General features: G+C 34.3%; 19 protein-coding genes. 6 read left to right on the forward strand and 13 right to left on the reverse strand.

Annotated elements, in window-relative coordinates; translation table 11 throughout:
* Positions 1 to 425: 425 nt before the first annotated feature.
* The 4 genes from ASE40_RS07655 to ASE40_RS07665 all read left to right on the forward strand — a co-directional run bounded on the left by ASE40_RS07655 (position 426) and on the right by ASE40_RS07665 (position 3,851).
* Positions 426 to 2,567, forward strand: a complete 2,142-nt coding sequence (locus ASE40_RS07655; RefSeq protein ID WP_057116359.1) for a catalase — start codon at positions 426 to 428, stop codon at positions 2,565 to 2,567.
* Positions 2,568 to 2,584: 17 nt separating this feature from the next.
* Entirely contained in the window at positions 2,585 to 3,148 is a 564-nt protein-coding gene (locus ASE40_RS07660) for a ferritin-like domain-containing protein (RefSeq protein ID WP_057116360.1), read from the forward strand.
* A 250-nt stretch (positions 3,149 to 3,398) separates the two neighbouring features.
* Positions 3,399 to 3,563 carry a hypothetical protein gene (locus ASE40_RS22000; RefSeq protein ID WP_157848504.1) on the forward strand — a complete coding sequence of 55 codons (165 nt, stop codon included), beginning with the start codon at positions 3,399 to 3,401 and terminating at the stop codon, positions 3,561 to 3,563.
* A gap of 6 nt (positions 3,564 to 3,569) precedes the next feature.
* A complete protein-coding gene (locus ASE40_RS07665) occupies positions 3,570 to 3,851 on the forward strand; it encodes a hypothetical protein (protein ID WP_057116361.1) in 282 nt (93 codons plus the stop codon).
* 57 nt (positions 3,852 to 3,908) lie between these two features.
* Here ASE40_RS07665 and ASE40_RS07670 read toward each other — a convergent pair whose 3' ends face one another.
* The 6 genes from ASE40_RS07670 to ASE40_RS07695 all read right to left on the reverse strand — a co-directional run bounded on the left by ASE40_RS07670 (position 3,909) and on the right by ASE40_RS07695 (position 9,409).
* Complete coding sequence (locus tag ASE40_RS07670; RefSeq protein ID WP_057116362.1) at positions 3,909 to 5,537, reverse strand: sensor histidine kinase; 1,629 nt, start codon at positions 5,535 to 5,537, stop codon at positions 3,909 to 3,911.
* Positions 5,538 to 5,542: 5 nt separating this feature from the next.
* Positions 5,543 to 6,556 carry a SpoIIE family protein phosphatase gene (locus ASE40_RS07675; RefSeq protein WP_057116363.1) on the reverse strand — a complete coding sequence of 338 codons (1,014 nt, stop codon included), beginning with the start codon at positions 6,554 to 6,556 and terminating at the stop codon, positions 5,543 to 5,545.
* A complete protein-coding gene (locus ASE40_RS07680; protein ID WP_057116364.1) occupies positions 6,549 to 6,962 on the reverse strand; it encodes an anti-sigma regulatory factor in 414 nt (137 codons plus the stop codon). Before ASE40_RS07680 ends, ASE40_RS07675 begins: the two co-directional genes overlap by 8 nt.
* The gene (locus ASE40_RS07685; RefSeq protein ID WP_057116365.1) at positions 6,943 to 7,341 is read right to left on the reverse strand and encodes an STAS domain-containing protein; all 399 of its coding nucleotides are present in this window, start codon (positions 7,339 to 7,341) and stop codon (positions 6,943 to 6,945) included. Before ASE40_RS07685 ends, ASE40_RS07680 begins: the two co-directional genes overlap by 20 nt.
* A gap of 18 nt (positions 7,342 to 7,359) precedes the next feature.
* Positions 7,360 to 8,187, reverse strand: a complete 828-nt coding sequence (locus ASE40_RS07690) for an STAS domain-containing protein (RefSeq protein WP_057116366.1) — start codon at positions 8,185 to 8,187, stop codon at positions 7,360 to 7,362.
* A 253-nt stretch (positions 8,188 to 8,440) separates the two neighbouring features.
* A complete protein-coding gene (locus tag ASE40_RS07695) occupies positions 8,441 to 9,409 on the reverse strand; it encodes a YheT family hydrolase (protein ID WP_057116367.1) in 969 nt (322 codons plus the stop codon).
* 226 nt (positions 9,410 to 9,635) lie between these two features.
* Between ASE40_RS07695 and ASE40_RS07700 the strand changes: the two genes are divergently transcribed.
* Both ASE40_RS07700 and ASE40_RS07705 read left to right on the forward strand, forming a co-directional pair.
* Positions 9,636 to 10,133 (forward strand): hypothetical protein, encoded by a 498-nt coding sequence (locus tag ASE40_RS07700; RefSeq protein ID WP_057116368.1) that lies wholly within the window; start codon positions 9,636 to 9,638, stop codon positions 10,131 to 10,133.
* Between the two features lie 231 nt (positions 10,134 to 10,364).
* A complete protein-coding gene (locus tag ASE40_RS07705) occupies positions 10,365 to 11,183 on the forward strand; it encodes an alpha/beta fold hydrolase (protein ID WP_057116369.1) in 819 nt (272 codons plus the stop codon).
* Between the two features lie 151 nt (positions 11,184 to 11,334).
* Here the strand turns inward: ASE40_RS07705 and ASE40_RS07710 are convergent, their stop codons facing one another.
* The 7 genes from ASE40_RS07710 to ASE40_RS07740 all read right to left on the reverse strand — a co-directional run bounded on the left by ASE40_RS07710 (position 11,335) and on the right by ASE40_RS07740 (position 22,396).
* Positions 11,335 to 11,856, reverse strand: a complete 522-nt coding sequence (locus tag ASE40_RS07710) for a DUF3347 domain-containing protein (protein WP_057116370.1) — start codon at positions 11,854 to 11,856, stop codon at positions 11,335 to 11,337.
* Positions 11,853 to 14,297 carry a zinc-dependent metalloprotease gene (locus tag ASE40_RS07715; protein ID WP_057116371.1) on the reverse strand — a complete coding sequence of 815 codons (2,445 nt, stop codon included), beginning with the start codon at positions 14,295 to 14,297 and terminating at the stop codon, positions 11,853 to 11,855. Before ASE40_RS07715 ends, ASE40_RS07710 begins: the two co-directional genes overlap by 4 nt.
* A 5-nt stretch (positions 14,298 to 14,302) precedes the next feature.
* Positions 14,303 to 15,727: a RagB/SusD family nutrient uptake outer membrane protein gene (locus tag ASE40_RS07720; protein WP_057116372.1), complete on the reverse strand. Its 1,425-nt coding sequence runs from the start codon at positions 15,725 to 15,727 to the stop codon at positions 14,303 to 14,305.
* A 4-nt stretch (positions 15,728 to 15,731) separates the two neighbouring features.
* A complete protein-coding gene (locus ASE40_RS07725; protein ID WP_057116373.1) occupies positions 15,732 to 19,379 on the reverse strand; it encodes a SusC/RagA family TonB-linked outer membrane protein in 3,648 nt (1,215 codons plus the stop codon).
* Positions 19,380 to 19,511: 132 nt separating this feature from the next.
* Positions 19,512 to 20,651, reverse strand: a complete 1,140-nt coding sequence (locus ASE40_RS07730; RefSeq protein ID WP_057116374.1) for a FecR family protein — start codon at positions 20,649 to 20,651, stop codon at positions 19,512 to 19,514.
* Between the two features lie 196 nt (positions 20,652 to 20,847).
* Positions 20,848 to 21,417 carry an RNA polymerase sigma factor gene (locus tag ASE40_RS07735; RefSeq protein ID WP_057116375.1) on the reverse strand — a complete coding sequence of 190 codons (570 nt, stop codon included), beginning with the start codon at positions 21,415 to 21,417 and terminating at the stop codon, positions 20,848 to 20,850.
* A gap of 328 nt (positions 21,418 to 21,745) precedes the next feature.
* Complete coding sequence (locus tag ASE40_RS07740) at positions 21,746 to 22,396, reverse strand: hypothetical protein (protein WP_057116376.1); 651 nt, start codon at positions 22,394 to 22,396, stop codon at positions 21,746 to 21,748.
* Positions 22,397 to 22,414 lie beyond the last annotated feature (18 nt).

Raw genomic sequence — 22,414 nt, forward strand, 5'->3', positions numbered from 1 at the left:
ATATTTTGTTTTAAGTGGAAAGATAAAGCAATTTTAATGAATGACCAATTTTTTAAAAGTCCAGTATCGAAAAATCATTAACTAAATTAACTGTAATTACTTGAGCAATTACGTTCAATAATATAAATAATAGATCATTTAGTTTATAAGTCATTCCCTATCTGTAAAAATTAACTTTAGTAAAAATTCTAAAAAATTAATCTTGTTCTGATGCCAAAAAAATACGTGATTCGTTGATGGTCATTTTTTATTTATCTGACCTACTGGTAATTGTAGAACTATATATTGTAATATTATAAATACGTGACATTAGGATAATTTACATTTGATAAAAGAAAAATTACAACTTTTAACTAGCTAGAGATCTGACAAGTAAGGGTTATAATTTTTCAAAATTTCAAAGTATTTAACTAATAAGATATTTTATGAAAAATTTTCAAGACGAAAAACAACGCGATTTATCAATCAACAAATCAGATGGCACAAACAAATTTCTAACCACAGATCAAGGCCTTCGAATTAATGATGATAACAACTCGCTGAAAGCTGGAGAAAGAGGACCTTCTCTACTCGAGGATTTCATACTAAGGGAAAAAATAACGCATTTTGACCACGAAAGAATTCCAGAAAGAATTGTTCACGCACGCGGATCAGGAGCACATGGATTTTTTGAAGTAACCAATCCAATTCCAGAATTAACTAAAGCAGGTTTTCTTAAAGAAAAAGGTCTTAAAACTCCTGTTTTTGCAAGATTTTCTACTGTTGCAGGATCAAGAGGCTCCACAGATCTTGCTAGAGACGCCAGAGGTTTCGCAGTTAAATTTTATACTCAAGAAGGTATTTATGATTTAGTTGCAAACAACATTCCTGTGTTTTTTATACAAGATGCCGCTAAATTTCCCGATCTTATTCACGCAGTAAAACCAGAACCTCATAATGAAATGCCGCAAGCTGCATCTGCGCATGATACTTTTTGGGATTTCATTTCATTAATGCCAGAATCCATGCACATGATCATGTGGGTAATGTCTGATCGCGCCATTCCGAGAAGTTATAGAATGATGGAAGGTTTTGGAGTGCACACGTTCAGATTGATCAACGAAAGAGAAGAATCTGTTTTTGTGAAATTTCACTGGAAACCTAAATTAGGAACTCACGCTGTTGCTTGGGATGAAGCGCAAAAAATTTCAGGAAAAAACCCAGATTTTCACAGAGAAGATCTTTGGGAAGCAATTGAAATGGGTAATTTCCCAGAATGGGAATTAGGCGTTCAGGTAATTCCTGCTGAGGATGAAAATAAGTACGAATTTGATCTTCTTGACCCAACAAAATTGGTTCCAGAAGAATTAGTTCCTGTAACTATTGTCGGCCGTATGGTTCTGAACAAAAATCCAGATAATTTCTTTGCAGAAACAGAGCAAATTGCTTTTCACCCAGGTCATATTGTACCAGGAATCGATTTTAGTAATGATCCGCTTCTACAAGGAAGATTATTTTCATATACAGATACACAACTTTCTAGATTAGGAAGTCCGAACTTCCATGAAATTCCAATTAACAGAAGCGTAGCTCCAGTTCACAACAATCAACGTGACGGACACATGCGTCAGGAAATTAATAAAGGTCGTGTAAGTTATCATCCAAATTCACTTGGCGGAGGCTGTCCTTATCAAGCAAAAATTGAACAAGGCGGTTTTGCAAGTTTTAACGAACGAGTTGATGCGCACAAAGTAAGAGAAAGAAGCGAAAGCTTTAATGATCATTTTGGACAGGCAAAATTATTTTTTAACAGCCAGACTCCAGAAGAAAAAAGCCATATTGTAAAAGCATTGCGTTTTGAACTTGGCAAAGTAGAAACTACTGCCATAAGAGTTAGAGTGTTAGGACTGCTTTCGCAAATTGATACCACTCTTGCTGAAAAAGTGGCTCTTGGACTTGGAGCTACTGTTCCGCCAATTTTGGAAACGCCGATTAATAAAGGTGTATCTCCTGAAAACGAAGGCGGTCCTCAAGAACCTCAAACTGTAGAATCTAGTGTTTCTGCTTCAGAAGCATTGAGCATGATTAAAAATCCAACAAATTCACCAACAATTGCTTCTAGAAAAGTAGCCATTATTTGTTCTGATGGTGTTTCTGAAGCTGCTGTTCTGAATATGAAAAAAGCACTTAAAAAAGAAGACGCTAAGGGATGTATTATTGCGCCACATTTAGGGTCAATTATAACTGATTCTGATGGTGCAATTGCTGCCGAATTTAGTTTTTTAACGGCTTCATCGGTATTATTTGATGCTGTTTACATTCCACACGGATTAGGATTAAATGCATTGGCAGAAAATGAAGATCTTCTAGAATTCGTTAATGACGCTTACAAACACTGTAAAGTTATTGGAGCAGATGGCGAAGCATCAGAAATCATCAGCAGCGCACCTTTTGCTTCAAAAATCACAAATGATGACGCTGGAATTATTATAACAAGCGATGTAGCAACTGAAGGATTTGCTCAAGATTTTATCGCTGCAATGACAATGCACCGTTTTTGGCAGCGTGAACCAAACTTATACAATTAATTTCAAAGAAAAAACACATGAAAAATTCAGAAAAACCTATAGAAAACAAAACAGCAAAAAATAACAAGAATTTTGTTGAACCTGCATCAGACGCTGCAACAGAATTAAAAGATCTTTTTATTGACAGTCTTAAAGACATTTACTGGGCTGAAAATGCATTAGTAGGTGCCCTTCCAAAAATGGCTGACAACGCTACTGATCCAGGGCTTGCTAGTGCTGTATTAGAACATCTTGATGTCACAAAAAACCAAGTTAAAAGATTAGAACAAGTTTTTGATCTTTTAGGTGAAAAAGCCGAAGGAAAAAAATGTGAAGCAATGGCTGGACTTCTTAAAGAAGGAGACAGCATTCTTTTAGAAACTACTCCTGGAGCGGTGAGAGATGCTGGAATAATTGCCGCATCGCAAAAAATAGAACATTATGAAATTGCAACATACGGAACCTTAGTCGCTTTTGCCAAAACGCTGGGAGAGAATGATGCTGCAAAATTATTAACGCAAACTCTTGCAGAAGAAAAAGAAGCTGACTGCATACTGAATGATGTAGCTTTAAATGCAGTTAATATTGTAGCAGCCGAATAAACTTCTTCAAACATTTTAACTTATATTTTCAATTTCACTAAAAAACATCTGTACAAATGCAGATGTTTTTTTTTGATGAGCGCAGAGTAAACTACTAACCAAATTATCCAATCCATTATTCAAGCATAAAACTTCCAACTCTTAGACCTAACTAACTGTTAATTATACAATTAATACAAATACATATGTAAAATTATAGACATAAAGCAAGTGTACTTTTACAGTATAAAAATTTAAAAAAAATAACATTATGAATACTTCAAACACAAAAAAAAGCACTGATAGTGCTAAGGCATCAGATAAAAAAACTGATAAAAAAGAAAGTGCATCAAAAAGCAATTCTAAGGATGATTCTAAGAAAGATTCAAAAGTTGCTTCAGATACAAAAAAAGGAACAACCACAACTAAAAAATAGTGATGTATGAATTTAGATGAAAAAGAAAATTACGGGCAAAAAGACCAGTATTTTCAAAACGACCGAGATGAATATGAAGATCCAGATATTGATTTGCCTCCTGTAGATCATTCTATTACAGAAAATGCAGAACCAGATTATAGTACGGATTTCGTTATTAATGAAGATGCCAATCTTGAAGAAGAGGACGATGATGATTTAGAAAATGATCTTGACGATGAAGATGACGAAGATCAAGATTCTGAAGAAAGTATTAAGAAAGAAAGAGACACTTATGATAACGAATAATGGATATTCTCTTACAGCAAGCCGCCTAATTTAGGCGGCTTCTTTATTTATATGGTCTTAAACAGGCAGATAAATCCAAAAAGTTGTTCCTTCTTCAGGAATACTGGTGAAGTTAATAATTCCGTTATGATTTTCAATAATACGTCTGCAGAGAGCAAGACCTATACCATTTCCGCCGTACTGATCTCTTTGGTGCAGACGCTGGAACATATCAAAAATACGGCTTGAATATTCATTATTCATTCCGATACCATTATCTGCAATCGAGATTACGTGAAAGTTACCTACAGGAGCAGCCTGATCAAAAGATTTGTCGCTGCTAGCTGAGATTTCTTGATAAGATATATTTACCGCTGGTTGTAAAGTATTAAATTTTAACGCATTATTTATCAAATTATAAAATAACTGACGAAGCTGAGGTTCAAGCCCAGTCACAGTTGGAAGCACATTTACGTTTACAATTGCATTTTTTTCTTCGATAATCAGGCTTAAATCATCTAAAGTTTCTGAGATGACTTCATTAAGATCAACTTTGCCAATAAATTTATCATGATTATTAATGCGAGAGTAATTCAGTACATCTGATATTAAATTGGACAATCGGCCCGCAGCAGAGGTTATCTTATCAAAATAATACAGTTGTTTCTGCTCTTCAGTCAGATGTTCTGATGCGCGTGACAGCATGATCATAATTTTTCGAAGTGGTTCCTGCAGGTCATGACTGGCTATAAAAGCAAATTGCTCCAGCTCTTTATTTTTGAATTTTAATTTTGAATTTGCACTTTCGAGCTCAAGCTGAATCTCCTTTAATTCTGAATTGTCTTTTAGGGCTTCAACAATCATTTTCTGAGCATTATTATTGACAAAATAAATAAGCCAGCTGCTAAAAGAACCATCTTCAGATTTATTTGGTATAATAGAAACATTATGCCAGATATAATAATCATCTTTTTTAATTCTAATATCTGCCGAAAAATCTCCTCTAATCTTTTTGGCTCTGCTCCATCCTTCAATCAAAAGATCTACATCATCATCATGTATAAAAGTACTTATGCTTTTTTTATCAAAAGAACTAAAAGGTGCTGTTAAATAGGCTTCGAAGGCATTATTTGAAAGCAGTACATTATTGCGGTCATTTACAATACAGATTAAAACAGGAATAGTGTCAACTAACTTTCTATAGCGATTTTCACTTTCTCCAAGCTTTTCGGAAAGTGCTACAAGCTCAATATTCTTTTTTCTGATTTCATCATAAGCAGATATTGGCGGTTCGTATTTAAAGTAGTCTACCAATGTCTTTATTTTTGCATCTGAAAGAAGTCCTGGTGAAGGCACTTGATGACTGAGAGTGGTTTTTGAATGGTTATCTGTATAAATATATTCTATATTTCCAGATATTTTGGCTGCATATTTATACGCCTCGGGATTGCATTTTTTCAGATCAACTTCATCCGTAAGAACAGCCAATATCTCTTTTTGAGTAGCTCTGATAATATTAATTCCTAATACCAGTACAGAGTTTTTTCCATTAGCTATGGAACATCTTGCTACTTCTGAAACTGCTGTCGAAAATCTGGTTTGAGCCTGTAAAGGCATGCCACACATTTCCGCAATTTTCATTGAACGCTTATGGGCCAGTATAAGGTCCATTTCATTATCAAGATTAATTTTTACAATTTCCTTCATGATCCCTAAAATATTTTTCCAACCAAAATTGTAGCATCATCTGTTCCTCTTACATTGTCTTTATATAAAGCCGAAGCAATAATACCAGGACTTTGCTTAATTATCGAAGTCAGCTCAGCGAGATTCCATCTAGTACGGAGTCCGTCGCTGTGCATAATAATAATTTGATGTTTTTGATAAGGAACAACCGTATTGTTTAAGGTACGTGGTATATTATGCCCAATAATACCATTGTAAGGCGTATAAGTTTTATTATCAAGTCCGTTATAGATACGTGTATTGATATTTCCTATACCGCATATATTCCAAGTTTCGGTTGTATAATCTGCGCAGGCAATAGTTGCGACAAGTCCCCTGCTCTTTTTAGCATGTTCGTGAACATATCGTAAAATAGATGTCGGATCGTTCTCTGTACATTGTTTAAAGGCTCTTATAGCCTGCTGTACGGCTTCATTTGCTTTTGCACCGTGGCCTAATCCGTCGCCGCAAAAAATCTGAAAACCTTTTTTACTATATTTAATGTAATATCCATCCCCGCAAACTCTTTCACCAGGATAATTTACACTTATAGCAGAAAGGTTTAATTCATTTTCTGAATGGATAACGGAAAAATCAGCCTTATCACAAATTTTTATATACTGCACAGTACCCCATCCGCGCATGGAGTAAATCTGAAAATCATTACTTAATCTTTTGATTGCTCCAAGTCCCTGACCAAGTGTGTTTGAAGTAGAGTAACCATCATTCATTATTTTGGTTACATTTTCAATTCCTATTCCTTTATCCAGACAGTAAATTTCTATTTCATTATGACTTCCGTTGTAATGCGCTCTATAAAGCAGATCACCGCCGTCGGCATATTTAATAAGGTTAGAAGTAAGTTCTGCAATTATAATATCCGTTTCAGCAGCTCTGTGTGGTGTAAAACCTAACTGTAATGCTAAATTATGTATTTCTCTTTTTATAAAAGCAATTAAGCTCCTATCGTCAATTTTGTAAACGGAAAAAGTATTATCCATTTTTCCATTTTATTATAGTAACGGTTGTACCGTTTCCTAATTCGGTTTGTATATCAAATTCATTCACTAGTCTTTTTGTCCCTGGCAAGCCAAGTCCAAGACTTTTTCCGGTGCTGTATCCATCCTGCATAGCCATTCCAATATCTTTTATTCCCGGTCCTTTATCAATAAAAGTCACACGCACGCCATTATCGCGTCCGTTGCTTACAGATTCAATAATGACTTTTCCTCCTCCGCCATACTTTAAAAGATTACGGACGAGTTCGCTTGTGGCCGTAATTAATTTGGTTTGATTTAAAATACTCATTCCAATCTGTACGCCATATTCCTTTACACGATTGCGTAACGGAACTACATCCTGCTCTTTTACAATAAGCAGTTCTTCTTTATTCGTTGCTGTCGTCATATACCTGCTCCTCGTTATCGCCATTGTACATTTTCGCGCGAAGCAAATCCATGCCTTTTTCAACGTTTAAGGCACTTATAACACCATTTAAAGATAATCCAAGTTCGACGAGTGTAATAGCCACTGCTGGTTGCATACCTACTACGACTGTTTGTGCATCCATAATTTTTGACATTACCGCAATATTTCCTAAAATTCGTCCCATAAAAGAGTCAATAATAGAAACCGCTGATATGTCAATTAGGACACCCTTTGAATTATGTTTATTTATAGTATTTATTAAATCAGATTCAAGATTTTCCGCTAATTGGTCATACAAATCTACTTGTATTGTAACTAGAAGAAAATCTCCCATCTTGAGTATAGGAATTCTTTCCATTTCAATAATCTTAATTCGTTATTTTCTCTTCACAACCGTAAGCTGAAGCATGTCAAAAGCTGTTTGAAGAGCGCTTGCAAGTGAAGCTTTGGTAATAATTCCTGTAAGATCTATTCCTAAATGCACTACAGTCTGTGCAATTTCAGGACGAATACCACTAATGATACATTCTGCTCCCATTAATCTGGTTGCACTTACCGTTTTGATAAGATGTTGTGCTACAAGCGAATCTACTGCAGGCACTCCTGAAATATCAAGTATAGCAATAGAACTTCCTGTATCAACAATCTGCTGTAAAAGATTTTCCATTACAACCTGAGTTCTTGAGCTGTCAAGTGTACCAATAATAGGCAGTGCCACAACACCGTCCCAAACTCTAATAACCGGAGTAGAAATTTCGCTGATTTCATCAATCTGTCTAGCGATAACATCTTCACGTCCTTTCATATAAGATTCGAAAGTCAGAATCGTCATATTGTCCAAAAGTGTACTTAGCTGTAAATTTGCGTCGTATAATTTTGAAGATTCAGGCTCAATTTCTGAAAGGATTTTTGAAGCAGCTTCTTTAAAAGTAATTAAATACTGAGCATTTTCACGAGGTGAAAAACCACGTCTCCCTCTTGAACTTGAAATTCCAATTAGCAGATCATTTACTCTCTCAAATTCTTGTGAGTTTGTATTGCCGTTTGAATGCTGTAAGGCGTCTAATAAAAGGGCTGCGAACTCTTTTGATTCTTCTTCTTCTGTCGCCCCATCAGTAGAACCATTTGCTTGTAAAAGCTGAGACCATGTAGTCAATAATTTGTTTTGGTGCTCTTTCAAGCTTCCAAGGAGATTATTTTGCATTTGCTGTGATATTTGGATATTTATGTAAATATAGACAAATAATTCTCCATAATTTCCAATTCAAGAAAATACATGTAAAAAAAAAATTACTAAATTTTGAAACTTTTATCGTTTTATATGACAGGTAATTACTTATTAATTTTGAGAAAAATTGTATGAAGCAATTATAAAAATTTAAAAAATCATCATACAAACAACCTTAATTTTTTGCTTCAACATATAGTTGTTATTAGGTTATTTTCAGGAAATAATACTATGCTAATGCCTTGCAGGATTCAAAAAATTCATAAGCTCTTTTTTCTGCATAGGAATACGTTGAATTACGCAACGGAAAAGCGCAGTGACCTCCATATTTTGGAGTTTCCAGATACACGTATTCACTTTCTTTTGCTATAGCTCTAGGATAACATCTTTCACCTAAAAAAGGATCATCAAGCGAATTGATAATTAAAACCGGAATAGTAATATTTTTAAGTGAAAATTCAGGGGAAACCTGCTGGTAATAGTCATCTCTGCTCGCAAAACCATGCAGCGGTGCCGTAAAATATTGATCAACTTCATCAAACGAAGAAATTTTATCGATTTGATCACGGTTAATAAAATCTGGAAACTGAGCCGCTTTATATTTGAGTTTTCTTTTAATATCAATTGTAAAATTCTTCAGATAAACTCTGTTGAATCCTTGTTTGAGTACTTCGGCACTGGTGGCAATATGAGTTGGCACTGAAATAGAAACCCCTGCTTTTATGCGTTCGTCGAGTTTTGTCCAGCCAAAATAATTTAAAAGCTGTACACCGCCCATTGAATATCCGATTAAATAAACTTCTTCGAATCCTTTTTTTAAAACAAACTGCACGACCTCATCCAGATCGTCAACTGCACCATGATGATAAAGTCTTGGCAGGCGGTTCATTTCTCCTCCACAGGTACGATTGTTCCATGCAAAGACTGAAACTCCTTTTTGCTGAAAATAAGCTGCACAGCTGTTATTATAAGTTCTTCTAGAATCTCCTTCTAAACCGTGGCACAGAATAACCGCTTTTTTAGGATCATTTATCATAAAATCGATATTGATAAAATCACCGTCATTTAACTCCAGTTTTTCTCTTGTGTATCCTGGCACATCAAACTTCTTAAACAAAGCAGCATAAATAGTAGAAACGTGCCTGTTTCGATGAATAATAGAAGGAAAATCATATTCTGATTGTTCAATTAGTGGCATGATAAAAAAGATTTAATGTGCTTTATACAAAGCTAAGAAATCAATCGATAGGAAATTTAATACAGCCTTTTTAATTTCAATTTTCTGAATTATTAATAATATGCGAATGTATTTTTTAAGGAAAAATACATTTATGTCTAGATCTTGCAAAATCGAAATGCTATTATGTAATAGCTCATTCTCTGAAAACAAATAAATTTGAGATGATTTACTAAAAAATACAATTATGAAAAATCTATTAATGCTTTTATTATCAATTTTCTTTTTTTCATGTCAATCAAAAGAAAATAAAAACACTTCTGTATCTGGCTCAGATTCAATTGCTACCAATAAAGACACTTTAACTACTAAAATGGTCACGAATACAAAACAAGAAATAAACAAACAAGTAGGTGACACAATCTTCATGGATTCTAAAAATGAGCAAGGTTTATTTATTGCTGATGGTTTACTGGATTCTATTCATCCAAAAGTATATGTTAAGTTTAAAAATGAAGATTTAGGCGAATTGAATGGCAATATTATTCCAGCTGCAGGCAAAGGAAACATTCGTTTCAATCAAATTATTTTCCCAAATAAAAATTCAGACGGACCTTTTGGAATGGATTTGAAAATTCCGTTAACGCAAAAAGGAAATCATATTATTGTAATTGGACATTCGCAAATGGCTGACAATCCTTATTGGGGTAAATTTAAGGTGCAGCTTGAGAATAAAAAGAAATGATAAATATAAAGCCTTAATTAAATTTATTCTGCTAAATTTATATAAAAACCTAAATTACAATATTTTACAAATAAATCCTCAGAACTTAATCTAGATTAATCGATAAGCTGCTGCCTCCTATATAAATTTGTAAAAGAAATCTAAGAAAAAAAACAGATAAAAACTTAGATCTTAATAACAAATACCAAATTGGGATATTCCTAAATTTATTAATCTTAAAAAACCAAAAAAATGAGTACAATTACAGTAAAAGACGGAACAGAAATTTATTATAAAGATTGGGGAACTGGACAACCAATTGTTTTTCACCACGGATGGTCTTTATCAAGTGATGATTGGGATGCACAAATGATGTTTTTCTTAAAACAAGGATATCGTGTTATTGCACATGATAGACGCGGGCATGGTCGCTCTGGTCAAAGTTCTGAAGGAAATAACATGGAAACCTACGCATCAGACATTGCGGAATTAACAGCTGAACTTGATCTAAAAGATGCTATTCATATTGGCCACTCAACCGGCGGCGGTGAAGTAATTCGCTACGCAGCAAAATACGGAAAAGACCGTGTTGCAAAAGCTATCATTATTAGCGCAGTAACGCCAATTATGATAAAAAATGAAGCCAATCCTGATGGTGTTCCGCTATCTGTTTTTGACGAAATAAGGGAAGGTACTGGATTTAATAGAGCACAATATTTTTATGATTTTCCAATTGCTTTTTATGGATGGAACCGCGAAGGAAAAGAAGTTCAGGAAGGAATTAAACATAATTGGTGGCGTCAGGGAATGATGGGTTCTGTTTTAGCACATTATGAAGGAATTAAGGCTTTCTCTGAATCTGATTTTACAGAAGATCTTAAGAGTTTAGATATTCCTGTTCTTGTACTGCATGGAGAAGACGATCAAATTGTTCCTTATAATCAAGCACCAAAAGCTGCTAAATTATTGAAAAACGGTAAACTAATTTCTTATCCAGGATTTCCTCACGGTATGCCAACAACTGAAGCTGCGACTATTAATAAAGATATTTTAGAATTTATTAAATCTTAAAAATAACAAACTGCTTTTCTATATAAAAACCTCCAAAATCAAAATGTTTTTGGAGGTTTTTATTTTTAGGTAATTAACAATTTGGCTAAAAAACAAATACGGCTCCTATTAAGGATACCGCATTTATCAAACTAATTCAATTAAAAAAAAACTATAAACTTGCTTTCACTTCACCGCAAGTCAACATGTTTTTTGGATAATAAGGATTTTTGATTTCCTTACTGTCACTCACCCATCCTGCCCCGGTCATGGGACAAACTTGTAAAAACAATGCAGTATCTTCTGCTTTGAATTTAGGTGCCAGATCCCAAAACTTGACAGACAATGATTGAAAAACTTTGCGCTGTTTATTGATGTTTTTTGTTGCAGCAACTTGAGCCGCAAGTTCTATGATTTCTTTTCTTTTTATCGTTGCTTCGTTCATTTTCTCGAGAGTTAGTTTTTTAAACTTAAAACTCTGTAATGAATTCTGTAATGCTGTGGCATTTTTTACAACTGCAACACTATCTGAAATTAGAAGGTTGTTTTTTAAAGCCAGATAATTGCTTGTGATTTCTTTTTTCTGTGCTTCTCGTTTTGCTGTCAATTCTGGAGCAACTTCTTCTTTTGATGTTAACTGAGCCTGAGCCAGACTGCTTAAGCAAATAAATGCTAGTGCTATTATTTTTTTCATATTGTAGTTGTAGTGGTATTAATTTTTGAAAGGATTTTATCGATTTCAATCAAAATACTATCGAAATGTTCTTTATTTAATCCTGCTGTTCCGTTCATTAGTTTTGTAACATCAGCTCTTAATTTGACCAAATGTTGTTTTCCGTATAATCGTACATCACTGCGCTGCGCTGTATTTAAAGCTTTCCCTGGGTCTGCCTCTTTAGGCAATAACAACAAGTTTAGTTTTTCAATATAACTACGCTGTAAACCTCTTCTGTAAAAATCTAATTTTTCATTCCCGCTAAAATTTATCCATACGGTTTGCCCAAGATCGTTTAAAAATTCAGGAACGGTATAAGCTCCTTCTGACTGCATTGCTTTAAGGCTGATGTTATAAAGCATTCCAGAACTCAAAAGCATATTTAATACCTGATTTTGCTGATCTGCTATTTGATCTTCTGTTTTTAAAGCAATTAATTGATTAATTTCCTGCGGATACATCCAAAGAGGCGCAACAAACAATTGTCTTCCTACGTAATCAATCGCTGCTTTTACTTTTGCTTTTGGAACGGGCTGGTATACTACACCTTTTTCATCGACAGTTCTTTTAGTAATGTAGTTATTACCTATATATTTTAGTACGTGATATAAATACAAACCATATTGTCTTACAACTGCTTTGTGCATATCTGATAAATTATCATATGCATCATTTGGCTGATACGTCCATTGAATAAGATTTGGAACTACACGCTTTAAATTTTTGATTCCGTAATCACTTGCAGTTACTGCATCGTCACTAAGATCTTCTGTCTGACTGCGCGGATCTTCATCTTTTCCTTCTCCTCCAAACCATAATTTAGGATTTGCAGTTAAGCTGTCAGTCGTTAGTTTTGCAAGCATTTTTTCTTCTTCAAACTCATCTTTTGCTTTTGGAAAATAGCTGTATCCCCATTTAAGAGCCCATTTGTCATAAGCGCCAATTCGTGGATAAATACCTTGCGGACTAATATTATCTTCTGGCTGTGCAACATAGTTAAAACGTGCATAATCCATTATAGAAACGGTATGTCCATTTGCTTCAACCCATTTTTTGTCTCTTAATTTTTCTACCGGAGTGGCGCTGCTCGCTCCCATATTATGACGTAAACCGATTGTATGGCCAATTTCATGAGAAGACACAAAACGAATTAGTTGTCCCATTAATTCATCATCTAAATGCATTTTTCTGGCTCTGGCGTCTAAAGGTCCTGCCTGAATCATGTACCATCTTTGCACTAATTTCATCACATTGTGATACCAGCCAACATGGCTTTCTATAATTTCTCCACTTCGTGGATCACTTACTCGCGGTCCATAAGCATTTGGTGTTTCAGAAGCATAATATCTTACTACAGAATATCTTGCATCTTCTAAACTCATTGTTTTATCGTCTTCCGGCCATTCTTTACCCACAATCGCATTTTTAAAACCTGCAGCTTCAAAAGCTTTCTGCCAATCGTTGATTCCCGCAATTAAATACGGTCTCCATTTTTTTGGCGTTGCAGGGTCGATGTAGTAAACAATTTGTTTCTTTGGTTCAACCAATTCGCCATTTAGATATTTCTTAATGTCTTTGTCTTTTGGTTCCAAACGATAACGCTGAATTATGAATTTCGTTTGCGCACGCTGCTCATCATCATCGAACAAAACATATTTATTGGCAAAAAAACCAACTCTTTCATCGGCAAAACGTTTGCGCATTGGTGTTTTTGGCAATAGTACAATAGAAGTATTTAATCGTAAGGTTACACTTCCGCTGCTCGCTGTTGAGTTGGTGTACGTTTTTGTTGTTTTTACCTCAATGTTAATTGGATAGGTATCGATCGATTCAATAAAAGATTTATCATCTGCAAGAGAGGTTAGTTTTTTCTCTGTTTTCTCTTTACTTTCCAAAGAAAACATTGGATTATCTTTCTTGAAGGCATCAGTTACATCAATAACAACATTTCCTGTTTCAGGATTGGTTGTTTTTATTGGAAAAGCGGCCACAATTGGATTTTCATTACTACCTGCTAATGCTTTTGCCAGCATCGAATCTGCGTTGCGGACATCTTGTTTGTATTGTAACGATCTTAAAAAAACGGTATTATTTGCTCCTTTTTCAAAATAAATAGTCTGCTCGTTGGCTTTTTCACCGCCAAAAACCCCCATTCCTTCTGGAGTAGAAAGGTATCTTGTTACAACAAGCATATATCTGTTAAACAAACTATCAGGAATTTGAAAGTAAAACTTCGTATCTACCTGGCTAATCGTAAAAAGACCAGCTTTATTTTTAGAATTGTCTTTTATGATTTTCTCGTAGGGCTGTAAACCTTTCGGCTGTGTACTTATACTATCCGCTTTTTTTTCGGGCGTTTGGGCAAAACCATGCTGGTGTATAGCCACCAGCATGATTGTTAAAATAAATAATTTCTTCATGAGAATTAAAATGGAACCTTTTCGTCTGTGTTTAAGGTAAGTTTAGGATTCTTTTGCAGAACAGATAAAGGAAATGGTATAATATATAATCTAGAGTTTGGCTGCAACGTATATGTTTTTTGAGGAACAGTTTTGTTTACAATTGGAAATACTCTCGTAACTGTTTTAGCATATTCTGTTTCGGTATTTAATCTCTTCAAATCAAAAAAACGGTTAAAGCCTAAAAGCAGTTCTTTTCTTCTTTCGTTAATAACCAAGTCCATTGTTTCTTTACGAGTAGTTGGAACGGTTAAGTTAACAGTACCAGATAAAATACGTTTTGCTCTTAATGTATTTAGAACATCAACGGCTTCTTTAAACTGGTTATCTCTTGCGTAACATTCTGCGAGCATTAAATATACCTCTGTTGTTTTCATACCAACTGTCGGATAAAAGAATTTCGTATATACCGTTGCCCAATAGGCGGTATTTGAACCCTGATCCAGATTGGTTGCGCTTGTAGTATTGAAAAACAAATTAAAACGCGCATCGTTTGTACCAAATAAAGTCCTTAACTCGGGACTGATGATATATTGGTAAGCAAAGTTCATCTCATTATAACCCGTCATATACATGTAACTTAGGACTTCAACATTATTTGCTGCTGGAACAGCAAGTACATTTGGTCCGCCTTGGGCATTATAAGCAACCATATCAAATATTTGATTGTTATAGCTTAATGATTTTTCTGCAGCTTCTTTTGCTTGGGCAATTTCACGTTTAAACAAATGAACTTTAGCCTTAAATGCATAAGCAAAAGCTAATGAAGGATGGTAAATGTCAAGTGGTTTTTCTTGGAGAAACGGCAGTGCATCTTCAATATCTTTCTGAATAAAATCGTAAACCTGGGCTACGGTAGATTTTGAAGGCTGTGCTTCTAAATCAAATTTATCCATAATACAAATTCCGCCATCTGTAGCAGCAGTCTGAGGATCATAACCTTTTGCGTAAGTATTCACCAATAAAAAGTGATCATAAGCTCTGTAAATTTTAGCTTCTGCTTTAGCTAAACGCTTGGTGTTTTCATCACCTTTACTTTCATCTACTAATGAAATAATGGTATTCCATCTGTTAATATAGGTGTAAGCCTGATTATAAAAACTAGAACTTCCAATTAAAGAAACTCTATCTACACTTTCATCAAAAGTAAAATTGACAATATCTACATTTGGAGTTTTGCCTATTACGTTTGCTTCTTTCATCCATTGATCGTCTGACAAATACTGAAAGTTATTGATTGGATAACCTCTGTTTGGCAACGATACCAATTCAAGAAATTGTTCTGGTGTTTCAATAACTAAAGCTCCTTTTGGCGTAATATCTGTATAATCTTCGCATGATGTTACTGTAAGCATCATCAGCGACAGCAGTGTTATATATATCTTTTTCATTTTTTTAAAGAGTAAGGTTAAAGCCTAATAAATACGTTTTTGGCGATGGCAAATTACGTGTAGCAGAGTTTGCGCTGTAAACTTCTGGGTCGATACGATTTCCGGCTGCACTCCAATACCAAATATTATTCATTTGAAAAGTAAATTTTGCTGATGAAATATTCATTTTAGCAGCAAAGGTTTTTGGCAGATTATAACCTAGTGAAATGTTTCTAAGTTTGATATAATCTCCATCTACAACATTTGCACTTGAATTTTTCCACTGGCTGCTTATAGTAGTTGCGTAATTTCTAACACTTTCGTCTAAATCTACATATAGACGCGTATTGCCATTTTGATTGGCATCTGTGTAACGATCTGCAATACCTGATAGGTTTACCACATCTGTATCCATCGCAAGAACTTCTTTACGCATTACGTTCCCGCCAGAGAAAACAAATAAGAAATTCAAATCAAACTGCTTATACGAAAATCGCTGTGATAACGAACCTGTATAAGTTGGCATTAAACTTCCCATGTTTACTAATGCATCGGGATTTGTTACCGTTTTTATACTTGTAGAAATTGGATTGCCATTTGCATCAAAAGTAATTGATGGATTGCCATTTTCATCTAAAACATACGGATAACCATTTGTTGTTCCTCCGTATTGGTATGCATATAAACTATTGTACAATTCATTTTCTTCAAAGAAATCTCCAGGCGAAGCAATATATACAGAAGCTGATGACTGTGCTCTTGTCACTTTTCTAACAGTTGTTTTGTTGTAAGCAAATACAACATTAGAAGCTACACGAAAACTACCATTGTTGTACCATTCAGACCCAACAGTAAATTCGACTCCTTTGTTTAATAAGGCTCCCGCATTAATTCTTCTTGTCAAAGCTCCCACTGTAGGATCTAAATCTGTCGTTGCCAATAAGTCGCTGCTATATTTACGGTATAAATCAATACTACCATTTAACTTCGCCCTAAACAAACTATAATCTAAACCAACGTTTGTACTTTGCGTTTTCTCCCATCTTAACATAGGATTAGGCTGTGCTGTAATATTGGTGTATTGTAAAGATTGATATAAGTTATCGTTTCTTCTTGTAGCGGTAATGTATGGAGTTGTACTTTGATCTATATTTCCGTTAATACCATAAGTTCCTCTAAGTTTAAGAGAGGTTACCCACTTTACTTCTTTCATGAATTCTTCATTGCTGACATTCCATCCTAAACCTGCAGACCATAAAGGACGATTTTTATACTTCGGATCTACTCCAAATAAATCTGCTCTATCTACACGGTAACTTCCTGTTAAGTTATATTTAGATAAATAGGTGTAACTCGCAGTACTAAATACTGAAAAATAACGGTGCAGTATTTCTTTTTGTGTTCTCGCTAAAGCCCCTAAAGTTCTATTATTTCCGAATATATAACTTGAAACTCCAGTCTGACTTAATGCAAGATTATTCATTACAGCCGATGTAAGCGTTACAGGGTCGTAACCATAACGCAGCGACTCGACAGTTCTTGGCAGAAAAGTTTCGCGCATTTCAAAACCGGCTAAAGCATTAATAGAATGTTTCCCTTCACCAAATTCCTCAGCATAGTCTAATTGATTTCTAAAAGAGTAATTAGTAGATTGATTACTAGATTGTTCGTAACGTCCTCCTGTAGAAAAGCCTTCTACTGGTGTATAAACATTTGTTGTTGGATTATATCCTGTCAGTGTATTAATTGCATAACGCATTTTATAAGAGTTAATGTCATAATACTGTTCATTATCGTTTCTTCTTACCTCATATTGAAACTGTGTATTATAACTTAGTCCTCTCCAAATTTTAGCTTTTAGATTAGCAAATGCTCTTAAACTTAGTGAATTTTGTTTCTCAATCCCTTCTTGAAGTGAGTTTAAAATATTAAAAGACATTGGTTTAAAACCACTTAAACTTGCCAGTTTTTCGGCAACAGCTGGATTAATAACACCGCTGGAAGTAAAACCATCTCTAATTCCAACAAAAGGTGCTATTACAAGATTTCCATTGTCATCTGTAATTCGCTCGTATCTTTTTTGAATAGTCAGGTAATCATTATAATCACCATCGGTTACGTCGTCATTGCTATAAGTTCCATTTACCCCAAATGTTGCATTCAACCAGTTATTGATCTGAAAACTGCTTTTTGCATAAAGATTAAAGGCTCTGCTTTGGTTGAATTTTACCCGATTTTTTGATTCGTCGTAATTTAACGACACGTATGTATTTTGTTTACTTGTACTACCAGAAAATGCAATATTGTAACGCTGTCTGAATTCATTCTGCCATACATTATCATGATAATCTTGTATGTAGTCGTTTTTTCTCCATTGCGCAAGTGTGCTGTCGTAATCAGCATTACTAATTTTTCCTTCTTCCAAATTTCTGTTCAGTTGATAAAGAGGACTGTAATATTTCATACTGCTGTTTCCAATATCTCCATAATTGTTAAACATCGTCGATGTGTTTGCAAATCTGGCTCTTTCTCTATTGTATACAGCTTGTTCAAGATCAATTATATCACTTGTAGAAGCATAATTCATATCTCGCAAATTCGGTTTTTCGGCAATAAAGAAATCTGAATTTATACTTACTTTTAATTTTCCATTTCCTTTTTTGGTTGTTAAGACGATAATACCATTTGCTGCTCTTGAACCGTAAATAGAAGCCGCAGCTGCGTCTTTAAGAACGTCTACACTTTCTATATCATAAGGATTAATATCATTTAGAGTCAATTCTGTTGGAAGACCATCTATTACAATAAGCGGACTGTAACCAACTTCAAGAGAAGAAAAAGTACCTATACCTCTCAAGATTGGTTTATCTGCTGCAGCGCCGCTTGGATTTTTTTGAAACATCAAACCTGCAACACGACCTTCCAGCGCACTTGATAAATCAGTATTAATGTTTTCATTTAATGTTTTTTCATCAACTTTGGCAATTGCTCCAGTAAAATTACTTCTTGCTATGGTTTGAAATCCCGTTATCACAACTTCTTTCATCGCAGCCACTTTGTCCTCTACAACTAGGGTCAGCTGTGTTTTGCCTGAGATACCAAAAGATTTTTTCTCAATAGTCAATCCAGAGCATTCAAGAATGCCATTTTCTGGAACATTATCAAATGTAAAACTTCCGTCAAAATCGGTTATACTATTTCTGTTTGTTCCTACAAGGGTAACAGTGACTCCAGGAAAAGGCTCATTTTTATTATTTAAAACCTTTCCTCGGACGTCGATTGATCCGTTTCCCAAATTTTCCGCTTTTTCTTTTCCTGCAGTTACCACAATGGTTTGATTGGTAAGCGAGTATTTTAAATTTTGCGAACTGAAAATTCGATTTAATGTTTCTTTTAAACTCGAATTCTTTACATTAATAGTAACAGGATTCGAATCTTTGAGCAATTTCTGAGTATAAAAGACTTCGTAGTTACTTTGTTTAGCAACTTCTTTTAAAACCGTTTCAAGCGGTGCGTCTTTGAAATTAATGCTAATATTCTGCGCTTGTCCTGAATAACTGCAAAGCAGCATAATAAGTGCACCGAATATCTTTAAACAAGTAGAAAAATTAAATCTGGGGATATTTTTTCCAGATTTTTTGTAAGGTTTTTTTGGTTGTAAATTTAATTTCATACATTTACATTGGTTATAGTTAAACAATAGGTGGACAACTTATACTGGCTATAAACTTTTATAACAACCAGAAGCATCGCAACTGCCTCTGGTTTTTTAGTTTATAGACCAATATATACGGTAAATCTAGCTTTAGGGATAAACAATAATTGTTTTTCCTTCGACCTTAAATTTTATATTACTAAGCTCAAGTACTTTTAATACTTCAGATAAATTTTTATTCATAAACGTACCTCCGTTAAATCTGACATCCGAAACATCGCCGCGGTATTCTACTTTAATTCCATACCAGCGTTCTAATTGTTTCATGACTGTTTTTAAGTCGGCATTATCAAATTTAAAACGGCCGTTTTTCCAGGCAATCGCAGCTTCGGTATCCACTTCTTTAATTTTAATTTTAGCAAAATTGTCAGATACACTAGACTGCTGTCCGGGTTTTAAAATTGATTTTTGATTTTTATAAGAAACCGCAACACTTCCTTCTAATAAAGTGGTTTTTAAAACCGATTCATTATTATAAGCATGGACGTTAAAATGAGTTCCCAGTACTTCAATCGACTGGTTGCCTGACTTTACTATAAAAGGTTTATTTTTATTTTTGGCTACTTCAAAATAAGCTTCTCCTTCTAACTCCACAACTCTTTGATCGCCGTTAAACTGAGTTGGATATTTAATGGATGAAACGGTATTTAAGTATACTTTGGTTCCATCTGCCAAGACAATATTATACTGTCCTCCTGTTGGAGTTGAAAGGGTATTAAATGAATCTGGATCATCTTTTGAAGCATCAGCATTTGGGTTAATGATATAAGTAATAACACCATTTGCTCCCATTTTAATAGTCACTTCTTGCTCGTCTCCTTCTTTGGCAATTGTATCTTTTCCAGAAATCGCAGACAGGACAATTTGTTTTCCGTTAGAAAGCGTTAAGATTCCTCTAGTGCCCCCTGGAGCAATTTCTTGTGGTTTTGCAGCAACCTCAATATTTTGTTGTTTGGGTTTGGTGAAATAAAATATTCCCGTACCCAATAATACAGCTATTGATGCGGCCACAGCAACACGAGGCCAAATACGAATTACCTTTGTTTCTTTATACAAAGGTAACTTCGATTGCAGCAATTCGTAACTATCCTGTAGTTCATACTCGTTAAGCTGGCTGTTACTATTCGAAGCTTTATGCAAATACCAGGCATCGAGTTTGTCTTTATCTTCATGAGATAAAGTCCCTTCCTGATATTTTTTTAGCAATGCTAAGATTTCCGTTTCATTCATAAATACAATACGAAATTTGGTCCCGTTTTTAAGTAAGACAGTTAGAAATGACTTTTGTCATAGACAATGACAAAAAAAAATTAAAAAATTATTATCATATCATTAATAAAGCAAGAATAGTATTAACTCTTCTTTACGGATTACAACGATATATCAATATTTTACGAGAGAAATTAACAAAAACACAGCGACATAGTTACCACATAAAAACACCCATAAAATTTTTGAGTTTTTCTCGTAATATTTTAACGGAATTATAAACTTGCTGTTTGGCTGTTTTGTCTGTAATATTTAATTGAAGTGCAATTTCGTCGTATGAAAGTTCTTCTACTTTCCTTAAGAGAAAAACTTCGCGCATTTTTTCGGGAAGCAAAGCAATTTCTTTTGCAATTATTGCTTCTAATTCTTTTTCTCTAAGTCTAGAATCAGCAAATACATAGTCGTTTTCAACAAAATTAGAAATGGAATCGGCATAGCGGGAAACCACTTTTTCGTGAGCGATATAATTGAGTACTCTATTTTTTACCGCTTTATATAAATAGGAAGAAAGAGATCCTGTTAGTATCAATTCGTAACGTTTGTTCCAGATCGAAAGAAAAACTTCTTGAACAACATCATTAGCCTCATCTTGATTTTCAAGTATTTTATAGGCATGATTCAATAAAAGTTTCGAATACCTTTCAAAAATTTCTGTATACGCTAGCTGATCATCTTCTTTAAGAAGATCAACTAAAATATGATCAGCATATTCGCTATAAACAGGCATTTATGGGAAGGGTTGAGAATCAAAAAAGCAATATTAAACATTTTTTGTGTTAAAAACTAAAAGATGATTCAGTTACAAAAGGATGCATAGTTTTATAAGAATCCTTTTCTTACATCACCTTTTATTGATGATTCCATTATGCGAAAAAAGCGATTTTACCTGTCTCTTTTTCTAATGAAAAATTTCAGATTTTCACTTACAATTAAAATCAGAAATATTCTAAAACAACAAAACAGAAAATGATCTTTTGGACCAATTTCTGTTTATAAATTCGATTAGAATGCAATCAAGCAATTTTAATTAATGCTTTCTGTTCTTAGAAACTTTTTTAATTAAAAATAACCGCATGATTTTTTTCTAAATGTTCTTCTGAAACTGCTTTTTTGGCTGTAAAAGTCTTTCCTTCAGAGCGTTTTACATCGCCTTGATATTGCATACTAAAACTCACATCATTCTCACTCGAAGTTAGTACACCATCTTTATAATAACTGGCAGTACCTTTTCCTGTAAAACTAACTTTATACGACTGACCGTTTTCTATAACTTTAAAAGTTCCGCCTGAAGGTCTAATGCTGATACCATTTTTAACCGACATTCCTCCTTTTTCAGAATTAATATTTTTGCCAAGTAAAGATTGTCCCCATCTTGTAAAAGTATAAGCAGTTGCTTCTGAATAACCTCCAAAGGCATAATCTCCTTTTGATAAATTATTTTGAAGGGAAGAAAACAATTCAAAATACACTACTGCCCCATCCTCTTCTCCAGAAATCGACTTTGATTTTAATGAAAAATCAATGTTATAGGCATTTCCTCTAACGCCGAAATTTTCAAGATAACCCTGCGACAACTCGACACTTTGATTCCCTATTTTTAAAAAACCTTGATTTCCATTTCCATTGGAGTTTTCCTCATCATCCTTGGAACAGGAGGAAAATAATGTTATGAAAACCAGCGCTAATAATTTGATACTGTTACTCATATCTTTATGATTAAATTT

It is taken from the genome of Flavobacterium sp. Root935 (genome assembly GCF_001429295.1).
GTDB lineage: Bacteria > Bacteroidota > Bacteroidia > Flavobacteriales > Flavobacteriaceae > Flavobacterium.